Raw genomic sequence first — 19,310 nt, 5'->3', positions numbered from 1 at the left:
TATGAGATTGCTTCGTAAATTCCTACCAGTATTAGTAGCCCTGCTAGTTATTTTTGACAGTGCATTTGCTGCGCCAGAATTTCTTCCGCCTGAGAAAGCATTTCAGGCCGAAGCAACTTGGGTAACAAATACGAATGATGTTGAGTTAGAAATTTTTCCGGCTAAGGGTTATTACATCTATCAAGAGTCTCTCCATTTCAAGATGGGCTCTGAGCCCAATAAATTAGAGTTGGTAAAGGTTTCGCTCCCTGCTGGAATTGAAAAGTTTGATGAGACTTTTCAAAAGAAAATGCAGGTTTATAAGCAGGCATTTCTGCTCACCCTAGATAAAAAAGCAGAAGCAGGAAAGCCTCTATATTTGGAGCTGGAATTACAAGGCTGCGCTGAAGCTGGGATTTGTTATCCGCCAATGACTCTGAAATTTTTACTTTCAGGTCCTGGAGTAAAGGCTAGGCCGATACCAGAATTGATGAGTGGAGTTGAGTCAAGCAAGGATTCAAAAACAGCATTGAGCTTGATGGACGTTTGGCGTGAGCGTGATGATGTTAATGTCATTAGTCGTTTTTTAGAGAGCACGCCCACAGGATATCTATTCTTGGCATTTTTCATTTTGGGCCTGGCATTAGCTTTTACGCCTTGCGTTCTTCCAATGTTGCCAATCTTGTCGAGCATCGTGTTTGGAGCGCAGGGTAAGCAATCTATTACTAAGAGTCGTGCAAGCCTATTGGCGGCCGCCTATGTACTTGGAATGGCTTGTGTCTATGCATTAGCGGGGGTCTTGATGGCCGCCTTAGGCGGCAGCGTTCAGAGAGCCTTACAAAGCCCTATAGCGCTAATTGGGTTTGCATTGCTGCTATTAGCCTTATCAGGGAGTCTATTTGGCCTATACGAGCTCAGAATGCCCCAATCATGGCAGCAAAAGGTGGATCAATTAGCAGGACGTCACAAGGGGGGGAGCTTTGCGGGTGCGTTTGCTTTGGGCGGAATCTCCACATTAGTTGCTAGCCCCTGTATTACAGCGCCCTTAGCTGGGGTGCTCACTTTTATTGCTCAAACGGGCTCAATGAGCTTGGGGGCCGGACTCCTTTTTGTAATGGCTTTAGGCATGGGATTGCCACTCCTGTTTATTGCCATTGAGGCTCGCATCTTAATTCCATCCACTGGTATTTGGATGGTCTGGCTACAAAGAACATTAGGCGTTTTATTGGTAGCAACTGCAGCCTGGATTGCATCCCCCTTGTTACAAAATGGCAGTGATGAGGTGAGCAAGACAACGGCTAATGGTCAGCGCCAACATCAGATTGGAAAAGCTAGTTTTGCTGTGATTGACTCCAGTGCGCAGTTGGATCAATTCTTAGCCCAAGCAAAAGAACAAAAGAAACTAGTGCTCTTAGATTTTTATGCAGACTGGTGCATCTCTTGCAAGGAGATGGAGATAAATACGTTTGCTAATCCCGAAGTAAATCAAGAGTTGCAGAAATTTATTTTGATACAAGCTGATGTGACAAAGAACAGTCCCGAGAATCAAGCTTTACTAAATCGCTTTGGATTATTTGGCCCACCTGGAATTTTGATTTTTGATCTCAACTCAGAAGAATTAAAAGATCAACGGGTAATTGGCTACATGCCACCACAACGTTTTGTTGAGCGCTTGAAAAAGGTGCTGGGAAATTAATTTATCTTAAATATGAATGGGTTTAGAGCCCATTCATTCACGCCTAGATAATTATTTATTTGTTTTTAAAAGTCGTGCAGCCTCAAGCGCGAAATAGGTCAAAATGCCATCAGCACCAGCACGCTTAAATGCGAGCAAGGATTCCATCATCACCGCATCATGATCAAGCCAGCCATTTTGTGCGGCAGCTTTGAGCATGGCGTACTCACCACTCACTTGGTAAGCGTAAGTCGGGTAGTTGAATTCATCGCGCACTCTACGAACGATATCCAGGTAAGGCATGCCAGGTTTAACCATTACCATATCAGCGCCTTCACTAATGTCGAGAGCAACCTCCCGTAAAGCCTCATTAGTATTAGCGCAATCCATTTGGTAAGTTTTTTTATCAGCCTTACCTAAATTTTTTGCTGAACCTACTGCATCACGAAACGGGCCATAAAAAGCAGAAGCATATTTAGCTGAGTAAGCCATGATGCGGGTATGAATCAGATTCTTTTGCTCTAAGGCTTTGCGAATTTTTCCGATACGACCATCCATCATGTCTGATGGTGCAACAATATCGACACCAGCTTGTGCTTGAGCAACAGCTTGCTGCACTAAGATTGCCGTAGTCTCATCATTCAGAATGCGACCTTGATCATCCAGGACGCCATCTTGACCATGGCTTGTATAAGGGTCAAGGGCTACATCGGTCATGATGCCCAAATTAGGAAAGCGTTTCTTGAGCTCGCGCACTGCGTTTGGAACTAAGCCATTCGGATTAAACGCTTCTTTGCCGTCAGCTGTTTTGAGAGATGCATCAACCACCGGAAAGATTGCTAAAACAGGAATGCCTAGGAAGATACATTCCTCAGCAATGCTAAAAAGTAAATCGAGTGATACGCGATTAACCCCAGGCATGGAAGTAACGGCTTGAGATTGATTTGCGCCCTCAAGTAAAAATACTGGGTAGATTAGATCGCTTGTACTGAGTTGATTTTCTTGCATCAGGCGACGCGACCAATCATCGCGCCGCATACGACGAGGACGATGAGCCGGAAAGCTCAATATAGAGTTAGCTTGTGATTTCATCTTCTTGAGTCTCCGCTGCAAATAACCATTTAATAACAATATTGTCGGCCTCTTCAAGACCTATGCGCTTAGTGCTTGAGAATAATTGTGCCGTAAGTTTCTTGGAATCACCATGGCCATCAGGTAGCGCTGGATCGTATTGTTGTAACTGTTTGCGTACGGCTTCTAAGGCATGCTTACATTCACTCTTATTGAGCTTGTCGCACTTGCTGAGCAAAATATGGATGGGCTTGCCGGTTGGGACAAACCACTGAATCATTTGCTCATCCAGTTCGGTAATACCGCGCCTAGAGTCCACAATCAGTACCATGCCGACCAGTTGCTCCCGTTCCTGCAGATAATCGCTGAGAAGGGCATTCCAGTGATATTTGGTCTCATGATTGACAGCGGCATAGCCATATCCAGGTAAATCCACCAAATAGGCTAAGAGATCGTCTTTAGCAAAAAGGCCAAAATAGTTAATATGTTGAGTGCGCCCAGGCGTTTTACTTGCAAAAGCAAGGCGTTTTTGGTTGCAAAGTACATTTATTGCGCTGGATTTACCTGCATTTGAGCGCCCGGCAAAGGCGACTTCTCGGAGCTGAGTGGCAGGTAGGCAATGGGTGTCATTGACTGTGGTCGCAAATCGGGCTTGAAAGAGTTTAGACATGTCCAGAAGCTATTGTAAAATCACGCAAAATCAATAAATATCTCATAATGTTGGGTGAAAGTTGTAGAAGTAAGGGCCCAAACATTTTTAAGAATTTTTGCCAAGGTAAACATAATGCGTCAAACCCCTCAAATCTCCAAATTAACTAGCTTACGTGCTGGCTTTGCAGCCCTGTCTATTTTTGCTCTAAGCGGCCTTGCGACACAAGCTTATGCCGCTGATCCAGCACCCATGGCCCCAGCTGCAGAGGCAAAGGCTGCTGCTCCAGCTAAACCAAAAGTTGATGTCGCTGCTGGTGAGACACTCTATAACTCCGGAGATGCCACTCGCGGTGTTGTAGCCTGTATTACATGTCATGGTCCTAAGGGCCAGAGTGCTGTAGCAACTTGGCCCAAGTTGTCTGCCCAGCATGCTGCATACACAGCAAAACAGTTGAAGAATTTTAAAGAAGGTACCAGAGTCAATGCCATCATGATGGGCATGTCTATGCCTTTAACTGAGCAAGATATGATCAATATTGGCACTTTCCTTTCTCAGCAGGCTCCATCCCAAGGTGTGGCTCAAACTAAAGAAGCTCTTGATTTGGGTAAGAGTATTTATGGTGGCGGTATTGCATCGAAGGGTGTTCCAGCCTGCGCTGGTTGCCACAGCCCTAATGGTGCAGGCATTCCTGCGCAATACCCACGCCAAGGTGGACAGTGGGCTGAGTATTCCTACAATCAGTTAGTGGGTTTCCGTGAAGGTACTCGTAAAAATAGTACTCAGATGACAACAATTGCTACGAAGCTTTCTGATCAAGAGATGAAAGCTGTTTCTGATTACATGGCAGGTTTGCATTAATCGTTACCTAAGTACAAAACAAAAACCCCGCTGATGTAGCGGGGTTTTTTATTGCCTGGAATTTACCAAGGGAAGTTAATTTAATCTGGCAAGGTAGCTTCACTAGCAAAGAGATCAGCAATGTTTTCACGTGCACGAATGACATAGGCATTCTTGCCATCAACCATGATCTCTGCAGGTTTTGGCCTGGTGTTGTAATTGGAAGCCATCACAAAGCCATAAGCACCAGCAGACAGAATGGCTAGCAGATCACCTTCTTCAATCGCAAGCTGACGATCTCTTCCAAGCCAGTCACCAGATTCACATACGGGTCCAACGACGTCATAAGTAGAGCTTATAACTTGCTTGGTTTGTGCTGGAACTATCCCGTGATAAGCCTCGTAGAGCGCTGGGCGCATCAACTCTGTCATTGCTGCATCCACAATGCAAAAGTTTTTCTCAGCACCAGGCTTGAGATATTCCACTTGAGTCAAGAGCACGCCAGCATTGCCCACTAAGGATCTACCAGGCTCCAAGACAATATCGAGATGACCAAAGCCAGATTCAGCAACGCGGTTGAGTAAGGTGTTAGTGAACTCGGTAATATCTGGCGGGTTATCGTCGCCATAAGAAATACCAAGACCGCCACCTAAATCAAGATGGTGGATCTCAATACCTTCTTTTTTCAATTGAGTCACTAGCTCGAGCACTTTATCAAGCGCGTCAAGATAGGGTGCGGTGTTTGTGATCTGGGAACCAATATGACAGTCAATACCAACCACATCAATCTGTGACAGCAATGCAGCTTCACGATATGTTTTTAAAACCTCGTGATAAGCGATACCAAATTTATTGCCTTTTAGTCCAGTAGAAATGTAAGGATGCGTTTGTGCATCCACATCGGGATTCACGCGCAAGGAAATTGGGGCGCGGCAATTGAGCTCAGTAGCAACCCGATTAATTTGGTGGAGCTCTGCAATTGACTCTACGTTGATGCATTTAACGCCGACTTTCAAGGCTTGCGCAATTTCGTGAGCAGATTTACCAACACCGGCAAACACTAAACTTTTTGGATCTGCGCCAATAGCAAGAGCGCGCGCTAATTCACCGCCGCTGACTAAGTCAAAGCCAGAGCCTAATTTTTTAAAGCAATCAATCACTGCTAAGTTGCTATTCGCCTTCATCGCATAGTGAACGCGAGCTCGTCTTTTTCCAGAGGAATCTACGCAAGCTTTGTCATAGGCCTGATAAGCTTCGGTCAACGCTTTTTTGCTGTAGACATACAGGGGTGTGCCAAATTCCTTTGCCAAATCTAGCAAAGGAATTTCCTCTGCATACCAAGTACCATTTCGTTCTGTAAATCCAGCTAAGTCGGGGAGTGGGATCGCTTTACTTGTCATTGCTTGGCCGATGTGGAGTTAGGGGCTGAAGGGCTTTGGGGTGGATAGAGCTTGCCTTTAGGCTCTGGCTCAGCAGGAGGATTAGGTGCTGGCGGCACATTTGGCAAATATAAGGGGCCTCTAACCCCACATCCAACAAGGGATATTAGAAGGCTAATACCAAGAGTTCTTTTAAGAATCGCTATCATGAATGTCTCTAAAACGAATGATTGAATATAGCATGCAGGACTCTAATATGAAGCCAGGCAATTTAACTGTAGAAACCATTGACGATAAGCAATTTCATCAGTTGGGTAGTAATTTATTGGAGTCCATCGAAGTAGCCCTAGAAGCTGCAGACGATGCACTAGACCTCGATCTGGATGTGGAGCGCCAGGGTGGAAACGTGATTAATATTCGGTTCAGAGATCGCAGCGTGATAGTGGTCAATACCCAGCCCCCTTTGCACGAGATTTGGGTGGCGGCTAAATCTGGCGGTTATCACTACCGTTGGGCGGGTACTTTAGGCTCCCCACTGTGGTTAGATACTAAAACTGGGCGCGAACTGCTGGGCGACTTATCCGAATTTGCCAGTGTTCAAGCTGGTCAGGTGATCACTATTGGCCTGCTTCAGAAATAAGTAAGCTAGAAACTTAAACTGCCCCGGTCGCCGTTAAGGTCTCTATAACCTGAGCATCGGGAACGCTCTTAATTTGGGCTTTGCCAATCTTCTCTAAAACGACGTAGCGGATTTGTCCGCCCTCAGTCTTTTTATCTACTTGCATTAATTCCATATAACGCTGTGCGCCAAACTTGGGTGGTGCTATCGGCAGATTCATGGATTGAATAATTTGAGTGAGGCGATTAACTTCATCTTGAGTGATGAAGTTTAGGCGTCTTGAGAGGTCTGCACCCATGACCATACCGCAACCAACAGCTTCACCATGCAACCACTCGCCATAGCCCATGCCCGCTTCGATCGCATGACCAAAGGTATGCCCAAAATTCAATGTGGCTCGAATGCCACCTTCTCTTTCATCGGCTGACACTACGGCCGATTTAATTTCGCAAGAGCGTAAGACCGCATGCGCCATTGCGGCGGTGTCGCAAGCTAGTAAAGCTTTTGCATTTACTTCAATCCAACTTAAGAACTCAGCATCTGCAATGGCACCATGTTTAACCACTTCAGCTAGACCTGCAGAGAGTTCGCGAGCAGGCAATGTCTTCAAGGTATTGAGATCGGCAATGACCGCTACTGGCTGATGAAACGCCCCAATCATATTTTTCCCCAGCGGATGATTAATGCCCGTCTTGCCGCCAACAGAGGAGTCCACCTGGGCTAGTAAAGTTGTTGGGACTTGAATGAAGCGAATGCCGCGCATAAAGCTTGCAGCAGCAAAGCCAGTCATGTCTCCAATAACGCCACCACCTAAAGCCACCAACATAGTTTGACGATCGGCTCCATATTTGAGGAGGTCATCAAAAATTAACTGAAGATTTTTCCAGTCCTTATAAGACTCTCCGTCAGGCAAGACAATCGTCCTGACCGGCTTACCTTGTTTTTCTAAAGTCTTGGTGAGGCGCTCTGCATACAAAGGAGCAACAGTCGTATTGCTAACAATATAAATCGATGTTGCTTTTTCACAGGCGCTAAATAATTGCGCTTGATCTATTAAATCTGTACCAATATGAATAGGGTAGCTACGATCACCTAGATCAACTTCTAATGTTTTCATGGATAAATTTATGCGGAGAGTTCGAGTTGCATGATTAAAGTGTTGACCAGCTGATTGACGCTGGGTTTCCCAGTCTCAATAACATAGTCAGCAATTTCACGATACAAGGGATCGCGAATAGCGTAGAGGTTTTCTAGAATCTTTTTTGCATCTCCATTTTTAAGAAGAGGCCGACCTTCACCACCTTTAGTGCGATGCCATAACTCCATGGGATTGGCATGGAGATAAATTACCACTCCTCTTTCACTGAGAAATTTTCGATTCTCAGGCAGAAGAACAGCGCCGCCACCGGTAGCCAAAATGACATCATGTTCGCCCGTAATGTCATTGATGGCCTGAGCCTCACGTTTGCGAAATCCATCTTCACCTTCCATTTCGAAGATGACGGGAATTTTGACTCCACAACGATCTTCAATCACATGGTCAGCATCTAAAAAGCGACGCTCTAACTTTTTGGCTAGCAATTTACCCACGGTCGACTTCCCAGCGCCCATGAGGCCAATTAGAAAGATATTGTTAGATGAAGAGTTCACCCTGTGATTTTATTAGTGTTTGTCTAGTACGGTGGGGGTTAAGAAGACTAATAGTTCAGTTTTATCCGCCAATTTGGATTTATGGCGAAATAAATGCCCTATCAATGGAATATCGCCTAGGAGCGGAACTTTGATCTCGTCATCACGTTCGGTGGTTTGAAAGATCCCCCCAATAATGGCGGTACCTCCATTTTCAACGGTGACCTCAGAGCTGAGATTTTTAGTATCAATCGCATAGCCCTGTTCAGTTTTCATACCAATGGTGTCTTTATTGATCCCCACTAGCATGGAGATCTTTCCATCGGGATGAATCTTGGGCAAGACCTCTAGGCGTAAATTGGCTTTGCGAAACTGTAATTTACTCCCACTTTGTGAGCTGACTTGGTAGGGTAGTTCAGTTCCCTGCTCAATCGTGGCTTTAACCTGATCGCCAGTCATGATGCGGGGGTTCGAGAGAATCTTACCCTGGCCATCAGACTCCAGTGCTGAGAGCTCCATTTGCAAGAGTCGGGCCGCATTCTTGGAAACCAAGGTGGCAGCCAAGGTGGCTGGGTTGTATCCAGCCAAGCCAGTGCCTGCGAGATCAAGGTTTGCACTTGCGTTTTGGTCTGGGCGATTGCCAATGCCATTGGCTTGGTATCCCAACTTGACACCCAATTCTCGGGCAAAGCGCTGATCAGCTTCGACAATGCGAGCCTCTATGAGGATCTGGCGTGGGCTATTAATATGATCGCCTCCAAAAGGTAGCGCAGCATCTTCCCGACGATATTTCTGAAAACTCTGAATTTCTGCGTGAGGACCAATCCAGTAAATATCGCCATTTCGTACCAAGCGTAACCCTCTGCTAGCAAGTATGGAATGGAGGGCATTTTGCCAAGGGGTGTCCTTGAGATCGACCGAGATTTTGCCCTCAATAGATTCGCTGAGGAGAAAATTGGTATTTCCCATTTTGGCTAAAACTTGCAAAAGTTTAGTTACTTCAATTTGGCTAAATTGAAGGCTGATGCGACTCTCTTCAAGCGTGCTTAGAGGGTTCGCTTCAGGGAGGTATCCTTGGGCCGAATTGAGTAAAAAAATCAGCATCAATGGGAGTAAGGTTGTGTGGGATTTCTGCAAGATCTTCAATAGAGTCACTCTGAGTTGGTAGATTTAAGGGTGATGGATTTACCTTTGGGATGCGTCAAGATAGCCAGCTCTTTTTCAGCTTGGGTCATGCGCCATTCCCCTATAGCCAAATCCCCCTTAGCCACCATCTTTGTAGATTTCCCAGTGTGAAAAAAAGCCTGCTCTGCAGTCCCCATACGAGTGATACCTAAAAACCGCCAGCGACCAAGCTCTGCTTCATGCGGGATAGTGGCAGGCTTGCTTTGAGTGGCTTGTATTGGTGGTTTTATCTCAATTGAGTGAATACTCACTTCTAATTTATCTATTACTTCATATAGATCTTCTCGCTCAGAATGCCACTCATCCTGAGAGGATTTTAATTCTTCTTTGAGGGTTACAAATTGACTTTGAAGGACGTGTATTTCCTGTTCAGCCCCAGACTGGTTGGATTCAAAGAAAAAAAAGAGGCTAATTCCACAGACTAATAAGGCGCCACCAAAGATCCAAATAGGACTGAAATTAAGCCCCTTTACTTGGAGTGGCTTAGTAGAAAAAGAGGGCTTTGGAGTCTTAGTTTGGGGCGATGCATCCATCCCGAGTGGAGGGGAGGTTTTACGAATTCCATGGGGATCTGGGATGGCGGGGTCGTCTCCCAGCTCACTCAGAATGTCATCAAAAGATTGGGGGGAAATGTGGCGTGGTGGCATGCCTAATTGTTCTTCCCGGGGATGGGAAAAGCGATCAGAGAAGGCGGAATTGAGCGTCAGAAAAGCACTAAGCGGGCATTTAAATGACAGGTTTTAGCCCTAGAGGGCGAATTACGTAAGCACCCTATAATTTGAACTATGGCTCTCCCCCCAAAAGACAAGCCGCCATTAAACGGGCGATTCAACCGACAACCTGATAGACGTCCCGGTCAGCCAAGAGGAGAGCCATTCTCGTCCAATAAATCCGGAAGCAATCCGCTTATCAAGGCACTTCTGATCATTAGTATGGTTTTTGCAGTGGTGCTTACATTGTTATTGGGATATGCCTTCTTAGTAGCAAAGCCGAATCTGCCAAAGATTTCAGCCTTGATTGATTACAACCCCAAAACACCATTACGTATCTATACGGCTGATAAAGTTCTCATAGGTGAGTTTGGGGAGGAGCGCCGTAAGGTAATCCCTTTAAATGAAATCCCAATGAGTATGCGCAATGCAGTTTTAGCCATTGAAGATGATCGCTTTTACTCTCATGGTGGAGTGGACTACGTAGGCATCCTGAGGGCTACGCTCACCAATTTACGGGGTAATCTTTCCCAAGGTGCATCAACCATCACAATGCAAGTGGCGCGGAATTTCTTCCTCAGCAATGAGAAAACCTTCAGCCGTAAGATTTATGAGGTTCTCTTAGCCTGGGAAATTGAGTCCCAATTAAGTAAAGACAAGATTCTTGAGATTTATATGAATCAGATCTTTTTGGGGCAAAGAGCTTATGGATTTTCTAGTGCAGCTCAAATCTACTTTGGTAAAGAGCTAAAAGACATTACGATTGCTGAATCAGCGATGTTGGCTGGCTTGCCAAAAGCACCATCGGCATACAACCCTGTGAGCAATTTTCGGCGCGCCAAAATTCGACAGGAATATATTTTGCAGCGTATGCGTGATTTATCGTATATCACCCCCGAACAATATCAAATCGCCATGGCTGAAGAGTTGCATATCCGTGGTCTTGGCAATGAATTTAGTACTCGCGCAGATTTTCCTGCTGAGATGGTTCGGCAGCTCTTGATTACGCAATATGGCGAGGCAATCTATTCCCAGGGAATAGATGTATACACCACGATCTTGAGGGCTGACCAAGACGCCGCATATAAAGCAGTACGCCGTGGTATTTTTGAATACGACTTACGTCATGCATATCGTGGTCCCGAGGGCTTCATTGATTTGCCAGAAGATACGGTGAAGCGTCAACGTGCAATTGACGAAGCTTTGTTGGCTTATCCACAGTTGGATGATTTACAGTCTGGCGTTGTGCTCGATATCAAGCCAAAAGAAATGCAGGTGATGATTTCTACGGGAGATACGATCACCATAAAGGGCGAGAGTATGAAGCTTGCCGCCGCCGCTTTAACTGATAGCACTCAACCAAAAAAACGTTTGCGTCCTGGTGCGATTGTTAGGTTGCTGTCGGATGGTGGGGTTTGGAAGTTGGCGCAGTTACCTCAAGTCGAAGCTGCCTTTGTTTCAATGAATGCTGAGACGGGCGCGATTCTCTCTTTAGTGGGTGGCTTTGATTTCCGTCGAAATAAATTTAATCACGTCACTCAGGCTCAACGCCAACCGGGCTCCTCTTTTAAACCATTTATTTATGCAGCTGCGATCGAGAAAGGTTTTTCTCCGAGCACGATGGTGAATGATGCACCGCTATCTATTGGTGGCTTGGAAACAGGGAGTCAAGCTTGGGAGCCCAAGAACTACGATGGTAAGTATGAGGGCTTAATGCGCTTACGCACTGCTTTAGCAAAATCGAAAAACTTGGTTTCAGTACGATTAATTCGGACTATCGGGCCATCTTATGCTCAAGACTATATTCAACGTTTTGGGTTTGAAGCAGAGAAGCACCCACCTTATTTAACAATGGCTTTGGGTGCAGGTTCTGTTACACCTTTGCAAATGGCATCTGCTTACAGTGTTTTTGCTAATGGGGGCTATCGTGTAGATCCCTACTTAATTAATAAGATGACGGATTCAAAAGGCACGGTACTGTTCGAGGCCAAGCCTACTCATGCGCGTGAAGATGCTCCTCGCGTGTTAGATGCAAGAACTTCTTTTGTGATGGACAGTATGTTGCAAGAAGTTACGAAAACCGGTACTGCAGCTAGTGCGAGAGCGAAACTAGGCCGGAATGATATCGCTGGTAAAACAGGTACTACCAATGAGTCGCACGATGCTTGGTTTGCGGGATATAACCCGAAGGTAGTTGCAATTGCTTGGATTGGTTTTGATAAACCCGCAAGTTTGGGTGATCGCGAAACTGGTGGAGGTCTCGCTTTACCAATGTGGATCTCATACATGAGTACCGCCTTGAGGGATGTGCCACAACAAGCACGCGAAGTACCTACGGGTGTCACGCAGTTGGATGGTGATTGGTTTATTCCTGAGTTTTCTAATAACGGCGGTGTGCGCGAACTGCAGTAGTTCGTTTTAGCAATGGCAAGGCAAGCGCGAACCATCATTCCCGGTCAAGCAATGCATGTGATGGTTCGAGGTAATAATCGAGAAACACTTTTTTTTGGTGATCCAGACCGCCGCATCTATTTAGATTGGTTACGAGAGGCTACCAAACAATTTGGCAGTGCAGTGCATGCATTTGCCTTGATGCCAAATCATGTGCATCTCTTAATGACTCCCCAGAATGCAGACTCGCTTGCAAAAACAATGCAATCCCTAGGTAGGCGTTATGCCCAGTATTTCAATCAACAGCAGCAACGTTCGGGAACGATTTGGGAGGGACGCTACCGCTCCTCCTTAATAGATCCAGATTATTTTTTACGCTGCCAACGCTTCATTGAACTCAATCCCGTAAGGTCTGGTTTTGAGTCAAGCCCGCAGGCTTCCACTTGGACTAGCTTTGCTTCCCACATTGGCGGTAATGCAGAGCCTTGGTTGGTTGACCATCAGCACTTTTGGAGTTTGGGTAATACTCCTTTTGAGAGGCAAATGACTTGGGCGGCATTTGTGAAAGAGGGTGCGCCTCACTGGGAAGATCGTCAAATTACCGAGGCTCTGGTGAGGTCTAAGCCGTGGATAAGCGATGCTTATGCAAAAAAGCTATTTAAAGATAATCCTGAGCAGGCATTAATACGGCGCCGTGGACGACCTAAAAAATTAAATTTAACTAATTCAATAGCTTAGAGCTTCTTCAAGAGGTTCTGTCGTTAGCCTCACCGTCATTACATTATGACTCTGTCCCTTTTATATGGATTTATTTCGACTACCTCTTAATTTAAATGGGACAGAGTCATTTTATTTCTATTGCTTCAATATGGGTATTCCCCTATATTAGATCCTCCAAAAGTAATCAGGCCCTTAGGGCAAGCGGAAATACTATGACTACACACATAAATACAGACCTTCGTCCAATCGCGCAGGGTCTATACGATCCACAAAATGAGCATGACGCTTGCGGCGTAGGATTCGTTGCCCACATCAAGGGCAAGAAGTCACATGAGATTGTTGCTCAAGGATTGCAAATTCTGGAGAACTTAGATCACCGGGGTGCTGTAGGTGCTGATCCGCTGATGGGCGACGGCGCAGGAATTTTGATCCAAGTCCCGGATACCTTATATCGCGAAGAGATGGCAAAGCAAGGTATCGAGTTACCTCCATTTGGTGAATACGGCGTTGGAATGATTTTCCTGCCAAAAGAACAGGCATCGCGTCTAGCTTGTGAACAAGAGCTAGAGCGTACAGTTCGCTTGGAGGGTCAAGTTGTTTTAGGTTGGAGGGATGTTCCGGTTGATGTAAAGCTGCCAATGTCTCCAACAGTGCAAATGACCGAGCCATTCATTCGTCAGATATTTATTGGTCGCGGCCGCGACATCATGACTACAGATGCACTTGAGCGTAAGTTGTATGTGATTCGTAAAACTGCAAGCCATGCAATTCAAGATTTGCATCTGAAGCACGGTAAAGAATATTTTGTTGCATCGATGTCAGCACGCACCATTGTTTATAAGGGTTTGCTATTGGCTAACCAGGTAGGGGCGTATTACAAAGACTTACAAGACTCTCGCACTGTATCCGCATTAGCTTTAGTGCATCAGCGTTTCTCCACCAATACTTTCCCTGCTTGGGAGTTAGCTCACCCATATCGCATGATTGCGCACAACGGTGAGATCAATACTGTTAAAGGCAACGTCAACTGGGTCAATGCACGGGAGGGCGCAATCAGCTCACCAGTACTTGGTGATGATCTTAAAAAATTATGGCCACTCATCTATCCAGGTCAATCTGATACAGCCTGTTTTGATAACTGTTTAGAGTTATTAGTCATGTCAGGCTATCCATTGGCACAAGCAATGATGATGATGATTCCAGAGGCGTGGGAACAGCACACATTGATGGATGAAAATCGTCGCGCATTCTATGAGTACCACGCTGCAATGATGGAGCCATGGGATGGCCCAGCAGCTATGGCCTTTACAGATGGTCGCCAGATTGGCGCAACCTTAGACCGTAATGGTTTACGTCCAGCGCGTTATTACGTAACAGATGATGATCTAGTCATCATGGGCTCAGAGGCTGGTGTTCTGCCAATTCCAGAGAATAAGATCGTTCAGAAGTGGCGCTTGCAACCAGGCAAGATGTTCATGATTGATATGGAGCAAGGCCGCATTATTGATGACGTGGAATTGAAAGATGCTGTTTCTAAAGCTAAGCCATATAAGAGCTGGATCGATGCAGTACGTGTAAAGCTCGATGAAGTCGATGCCAGCAAGGCAGATTTAGTAGATGAGAAAAATACTATTCGACCGACTGCAAAACTATTAGATCGTCAACAAGCTTTCGGTTATACCCAAGAGGACATCAAGTACCTCATGGCACCAATGGCGATGAATGGTGAAGAGGCAATTGGCTCAATGGGTAACGATAGCCCACTAGCCGTACTCTCTAATAAGAACAAGCCACTGTATAACTACTTTAAGCAATTATTTGCACAGGTAACCAATCCGCCGATTGACTCTATCCGTGAAAACATGGTGATGTCTTTGGTGTCTTTCATTGGACCTAAGCCGAATTTGTTGGATACCAACAATATCAATCCCCCAATGCGCTTGGAAGTGAATCAGCCGATTTTAGATTTCGACGATATGACCAAGATTCGTCATATCGGTCACTACACCAACGGTAAGTTCCGCTCATATGAGTTGGATATTTGCTACCCAGCATCCTGGGGCAAGGCTGGTATTGAAGCTCGCCTAGCATCCTTGTGTGCTGAGGCTGCTGATGCTGTTCGCTCTGGTTACAACATCTTGATCGTGAGCGATCGTCAGGTTGATGAGCAGCATGTGGCTATTCCGGCATTATTGGCAACTTCAGCCATTCATCAGCACTTGGTTGAAAAAGGTTTGCGCACCAGCGTTGGACTCGTAGTTGAAACCGGTAGCGCGCGTGAGACACATCATTTCGCACTCTTGGCTGGTTATGGTGCTGAAGCGGTTCATCCGTACTTAGCAATGGAAACCTTGGCTGAGATGGCTAAAGGTTTGTCTGGTGACCTGTCGGCAGAAAAAGCGGTCAAGAATTTTGTGAAAGCGGTTGGTAAGGGATTACAAAAAGTAATGTCCAAAATGGGTATCTCTACTTACATGTCCTATACCGGCTCACAGATTTTTGAAGCGATTGGTTTGAATAAGGATGTGATTGATCATTACTTCAAAGGCACTCCATCTAAGGTAGGTGGTATCGGTGTATTTGAGGTGGCTGAGGAAGCCTTGCGCATGCATCAGTCTGCATTTGGTAATGATCCTGTTTTGACCAACATGCTCGAGGCTGGAGGTGAATATGCCTTCCGTATCCGTGGTGAGGACCACATGTGGACTCCGGATACGATTGCGAAGTTGCAGCACTCCACCCGTGCTGGTATTGATAAGGGCTATCAAACTTATAAAGAGTATGCCAATCTGATTAATGACCAAACTAAGCGCCAGATGACATTGCGTGGTTTGTTTGAGTTCAAGCTTGACCCAGCTAAAGCGATTCCATTGGATGAGGTCGAGCCTGCAAAAGAAATCGTTAAACGTTTTGCAACAGGTGCGATGTCTTTAGGTTCTATCTCTACTGAGGCGCATGCTACCTTAGCAATTGCGATGAACCGGATTGGCGGCAAGTCTAATACTGGTGAGGGTGGAGAAGATCCAAACCGTTATGTGAATGAACTTAAAGGCATTCCAATTAAGAAGGGTGAGACTTTAGCGAGTATTTTGGGTGACGATGTTGTTGAAGCAAACATTCCTTTGCTAGATGGTGATTCATTGCGCTCCAGAATTAAGCAGGTTGCTTCCGGTCGCTTCGGGGTTACCACTGAATATCTGCGCTCTGCTGATCAGATTCAGATCAAGATGGCTCAGGGTGCTAAGCCTGGTGAAGGTGGCCAATTGCCGGGCGGTAAAGTCTCTGACTACATCGGTAAGCTGCGCTTCTCCGTCCCAGGTGTTGGTTTGATTTCTCCTCCCCCGCACCACGATATTTACTCGATTGAAGATATCGCACAGTTGATTCACGATCTGAAGAACGTGAACCCAGCGGCTGATGTATCTGTGAAGTTAGTTTCTGAAGTCGGTGTCGGTACGATTGCCGCCGGTGTGGCTAAGGCGAAAGCCGATCACGTAGTGATCGCTGGACATGATGGCGGTACAGGCGCATCTCCACTATCTTCTATTAAGCATGCTGGTTCCCCATGGGAACTAGGCTTGGCTGAAACTCAACAAACATTAGTGCTCAATGGTTTGCGAAGCCGTATTCGTGTGCAAGCTGATGGCCAAATGAAAACTGGTCGTGATGTCGTGATCGGCGCTTTATTAGGTGCAGATGAGTTTGGTTTTGCAACAGCACCATTAGTTGTTGAAGGTTGCATCATGATGCGTAAGTGTCATTTGAATACCTGCCCAGTTGGTGTTGCTACACAAGATCCTGAGTTGCGTAAAAAGTTCTCTGGTAAGCCAGAGCACGTTGTGAACTTCTTCTTCTTTATTGCTGAAGAAGTGCGCGAGATCATGGCTCAACTCGGCATTCGTAAGTTTGATGATTTAATCGGTCGCGTTGATCTCTTGGATACGCGTAAGGGTATTGAGAACTGGAAAGTACATGGCTTGGATTTCAGTAAGATTTTTGCCGAGCCTAATGTTCCTAAAGATACTCCCCGCTACCAGATCCTGACTCAGGAGCATGGCTTAGGTAGTGCCTTGGATAACATTCTGATTGAGAAGAGTGAGCCCGCATTACAAGGCGGTGAGAAAGTCTCATTCATTGTTCCAGTGAAGAATGTAAACCGCACTGTTGGCGCAATGCTCTCCGGAGAAATCGCTCAGCGTTATGGCCATGCTGGTTTGCCAGATGACACTATCCATATTCAATTAAATGGTACTGCTGGCCAAAGTTTCGCCGCCTTCTTAGCGCGCGGGATTACCTTAGACTTAGTTGGCGATGGTAATGACTACGTTGGTAAAGGTTTATCAGGCGGACGCGTCATTGTGCGTGCGCCACATGAGTTCCGTGGTGATGCAGCCAAGAACATCATTGTTGGTAATACCGTTCTCTATGGTGCAATCGGCGGTGAAGCATTCTTTAACGGTGTGGCTGGCGAGCGTTTCGCAGTGCGTAACTCCGGTGCCACAACGGTGGTTGAAGGTACTGGCGATCACGGTTGTGAATACATGACTGGTGGCACTGTGGTGGTGTTGGGCGCAACTGGCCGTAACTTTGCAGCAGGTATGAGTGGTGGTATTGCTTATGTTTACGACGAAGATGGCCTATTTGAAAAGCGCTGCAATACCAGTATGGCAACTTTGGAGAAAGTATTGCCTTCCGCTGAGCAGATTGCCCAAATGCCTCAGTCACAGTGGCATGCCCCTGTTGACGTGAAGGATGGTGGCGAGCGCATGACTGATGAGCAAATTTTGAAAGGCTTGATCGAGCGTCATTTCCGTCACACTGGTTCTGAGCGCGCTAAAGCACTCTTAGCCGATTGGGAAAATGCTCGCGGTCGTTTTGTGAAGGTGCTACCTACTGAGTACAAACGTGCTCTAGGCGAGTTGTGGGAAAAAGCACAAAACAAAACTATTGCAGCTTAATCAAGATAGATATTAAGAAAAGATACTGAGGATTCGATATGGGTAAGGTCACTGGATTTATGGAGTTTGAGCGCGTAGATGAAACCTACGAAGCTCCCGTTAAGCGCCTCCATCATTACAAAGAGTTTGTTGCGGCACTGACAGATGACGAAGCTAAGGTGCAAGGTGCACGTTGCATGGATTGCGGCATTCCATTTTGCAATAACGGATGTCCTGTAAACAACATCATTCCTGACTTCAATGATTTGGTGTTTCATGATGACTGGAAGAATGCATTAGATGTTTTGCAATCCACCAATAACTTCCCTGAGTTCACTGGTCGCATCTGTCCTGCACCTTGTGAGGCCGCCTGCACCTTAGGAATTAATAGTGATGCAGTTGGTATTAAGTCCATTGAACACGCCATTATTGATAAGGGCTGGGAAAATGGTTGGGTTAAGCCGCAGCTACCTAAAATTAAAACGGGTAAAAAAGTTGCTGTCGTTGGTGGTGGACCAGCTGGCATGGCGACTGCGCAACAATTAGCGCGCGTTGGCCATGACGTGACCGTATTCGAAAAGAATGATCGTGTTGGTGGGTTATTGCGCTACGGCATTCCTGATTTCAAAATGGAAAAATGGCTGATTGACCGTCGTGTAGAGCAAATGCAAGCCGAGGGTGTGAAGTTTGAGACGGGTGTATTTGTGGGTAAAGAGGCGATTGGCGCTGAAGTAAAAAATTACTCCACAAAAACAGTTTCACCTGATCAGTTGATGAAAGATTTTGATGCCGTTGTCATTAGTGGTGGATCAGAGCAGCCCCGTGATTTACCAGTGCCTGGTCGTGAGTTGAAGGGTGTTCACTATGCTTTGGATTTCTTGATTCCACAGAACAAAGAAAACGCTGGCGATTTCAAAAATGAGATTTCTGCAGCTGATAAGCATGTCATCGTCATTGGCGGTGGCGATACTGGATCTGATTGTGTGGGAACATCCAATCGTCACGGTGCTGCCAAAATTACTCAGTTTGAATTATTACCGCAGCCACCAGAGACTGAAAACAAACCTTTGGTATGGCCGTATTGGCCAACTAAATTGCGTACATCTTCTTCGCACGAAGAGGGTTGTGAGCGCGATTGGTCTGTTGCGACTAAGCGTTTTGAAGGTAAAGACGGCAAACTGGAAAAGTTGATCTGTGTGCGTTTGGAGTGGAAAGACGGCAAGATGACAGAAATGCCAAACTCTGAATTTGAAATTAAGGCAGATTTGGTGTTCTTGGCAATGGGCTTTGTGTCCCCAGCAGCGCAAGTGCTCAATGCCTTCGGTGTTGAAAAAGATGCCCGTGGGAATGCAAAAGCCACAGTTGAAGGCCAAAATGCTTACCAAACCAACGTTCCTAAGGTATTTGCTGCTGGCGATATGCGCCGTGGACAGTCTTTGGTGGTTTGGGCGATTCGTGAAGGCCGACAAGCTGCCCATGCAGTAGACGAGTTTTTAATGGGGTCATCCGTTCTGCCGCGATAATAT

The 19,310-nt window shown here is 46.0% G+C and carries 15 protein-coding genes; 7 read left to right on the top strand and 8 right to left on the bottom strand.

Translation table 11 applies throughout. The features are described from left to right. Window position 1: 1 nt before the first annotated feature. A complete protein-coding gene (dsbD, locus tag ICN26_RS04015) occupies window positions 2–1,675 on the top strand; it encodes a protein-disulfide reductase DsbD (protein ID WP_216267107.1) in 1,674 nt (557 codons plus the stop codon). 51 nt (window positions 1,676–1,726) lie between these two features. On the opposite strand, the gene hemB is transcribed toward dsbD, so the two are convergent. Together hemB and yihA are read right to left on the bottom strand one after the other, a co-directional pair. Beyond that, a complete protein-coding gene (gene hemB, locus ICN26_RS04010) occupies window positions 1,727–2,746 on the bottom strand; it encodes a porphobilinogen synthase (protein WP_500797035.1) in 1,020 nt (339 codons plus the stop codon). Then, entirely contained in the window at window positions 2,730–3,395 is a 666-nt protein-coding gene (gene yihA / locus ICN26_RS04005; protein ID WP_216267104.1) for a ribosome biogenesis GTP-binding protein YihA/YsxC, read from the bottom strand. The genes hemB and yihA overlap by 17 nt, the downstream gene beginning before the upstream one ends. A gap of 114 nt (window positions 3,396–3,509) precedes the next feature. Here yihA and ICN26_RS04000 point away from each other — a divergent pair, with 114 nt between their 5' ends. Further along, window positions 3,510–4,235 carry a c-type cytochrome gene (locus ICN26_RS04000; RefSeq protein WP_216267102.1) on the top strand — a complete coding sequence of 242 codons (726 nt, stop codon included), beginning with the start codon at window positions 3,510–3,512 and terminating at the stop codon, window positions 4,233–4,235. An 80-nt stretch (window positions 4,236–4,315) separates the two neighbouring features. Here the strand turns inward: ICN26_RS04000 and lysA are convergent, their stop codons facing one another. Both lysA and lptM read right to left on the bottom strand, forming a co-directional pair. Further along, window positions 4,316–5,614, bottom strand: coding sequence for a diaminopimelate decarboxylase (lysA, locus tag ICN26_RS03995; protein WP_216267101.1), 1,299 nt, complete (start codon window positions 5,612–5,614; stop codon window positions 4,316–4,318). Next, a complete protein-coding gene (gene lptM / locus ICN26_RS03990; RefSeq protein ID WP_216267099.1) occupies window positions 5,611–5,802 on the bottom strand; it encodes an LPS translocon maturation chaperone LptM in 192 nt (63 codons plus the stop codon). Before lptM ends, lysA begins: the two co-directional genes overlap by 4 nt. 17 nt (window positions 5,803–5,819) lie before the next feature. Here lptM and cyaY point away from each other — a divergent pair, with 17 nt between their 5' ends. Further along, the gene (gene cyaY / locus ICN26_RS03985; RefSeq protein WP_255534368.1) at window positions 5,820–6,233 is read left to right on the top strand and encodes an iron donor protein CyaY; all 414 of its coding nucleotides are present in this window, start codon (window positions 5,820–5,822) and stop codon (window positions 6,231–6,233) included. A 13-nt stretch (window positions 6,234–6,246) separates the two neighbouring features. On the opposite strand, the gene aroB is transcribed toward cyaY, so the two are convergent. Genes aroB through ICN26_RS03965 form a run of 4 tightly spaced genes read right to left on the bottom strand, consistent with a single transcriptional unit; the run spans window position 6,247 to window position 9,673 of the window. Beyond that, window positions 6,247–7,329, bottom strand: coding sequence for a 3-dehydroquinate synthase (gene aroB, locus ICN26_RS03980; RefSeq protein ID WP_216267097.1), 1,083 nt, complete (start codon window positions 7,327–7,329; stop codon window positions 6,247–6,249). 8 nt (window positions 7,330–7,337) lie between these two features. Further along, the gene (locus tag ICN26_RS03975; protein ID WP_216267095.1) at window positions 7,338–7,862 is read right to left on the bottom strand and encodes a shikimate kinase; all 525 of its coding nucleotides are present in this window, start codon (window positions 7,860–7,862) and stop codon (window positions 7,338–7,340) included. A 12-nt stretch (window positions 7,863–7,874) separates the two neighbouring features. Continuing rightward, a complete protein-coding gene (locus tag ICN26_RS03970; protein WP_369411782.1) occupies window positions 7,875–8,996 on the bottom strand; it encodes a secretin GspD/PilQ domain-containing protein in 1,122 nt (373 codons plus the stop codon). Beyond that, a complete protein-coding gene (locus ICN26_RS03965) occupies window positions 8,993–9,673 on the bottom strand; it encodes a hypothetical protein (RefSeq protein WP_216267093.1) in 681 nt (226 codons plus the stop codon). Before ICN26_RS03965 ends, ICN26_RS03970 begins: the two co-directional genes overlap by 4 nt. Window positions 9,674–9,811: 138 nt before the next feature. Here ICN26_RS03965 and ICN26_RS03960 point away from each other — a divergent pair, with 138 nt between their 5' ends. The 4 genes from ICN26_RS03960 (at window position 9,812) to ICN26_RS03945 (ending at window position 19,307) form a co-directional block, all read left to right on the top strand. After that, window positions 9,812–12,148 carry a penicillin-binding protein 1A gene (locus ICN26_RS03960; RefSeq protein WP_216267091.1) on the top strand — a complete coding sequence of 779 codons (2,337 nt, stop codon included), beginning with the start codon at window positions 9,812–9,814 and terminating at the stop codon, window positions 12,146–12,148. Between the two features lie 12 nt (window positions 12,149–12,160). Further along, complete coding sequence (locus ICN26_RS03955) at window positions 12,161–12,865, top strand: transposase (RefSeq protein ID WP_216267089.1); 705 nt, start codon at window positions 12,161–12,163, stop codon at window positions 12,863–12,865. 194 nt (window positions 12,866–13,059) lie between these two features. Beyond that, the gene (locus ICN26_RS03950) at window positions 13,060–17,805 is read left to right on the top strand and encodes a glutamate synthase-related protein (protein WP_216267088.1); all 4,746 of its coding nucleotides are present in this window, start codon (window positions 13,060–13,062) and stop codon (window positions 17,803–17,805) included. A gap of 38 nt (window positions 17,806–17,843) precedes the next feature. Then, a complete protein-coding gene (locus ICN26_RS03945; protein ID WP_216267085.1) occupies window positions 17,844–19,307 on the top strand; it encodes a glutamate synthase subunit beta in 1,464 nt (487 codons plus the stop codon). The last annotated feature ends 3 nt before the right edge of the window (window positions 19,308–19,310 follow it).

This window comes from Polynucleobacter hallstattensis (assembly GCF_018881835.1).
Lineage (GTDB): Bacteria > Pseudomonadota > Gammaproteobacteria > Burkholderiales > Burkholderiaceae > Polynucleobacter > Polynucleobacter hallstattensis.
This window is presented reverse-complemented; position numbering and strand designations above follow the sequence as displayed.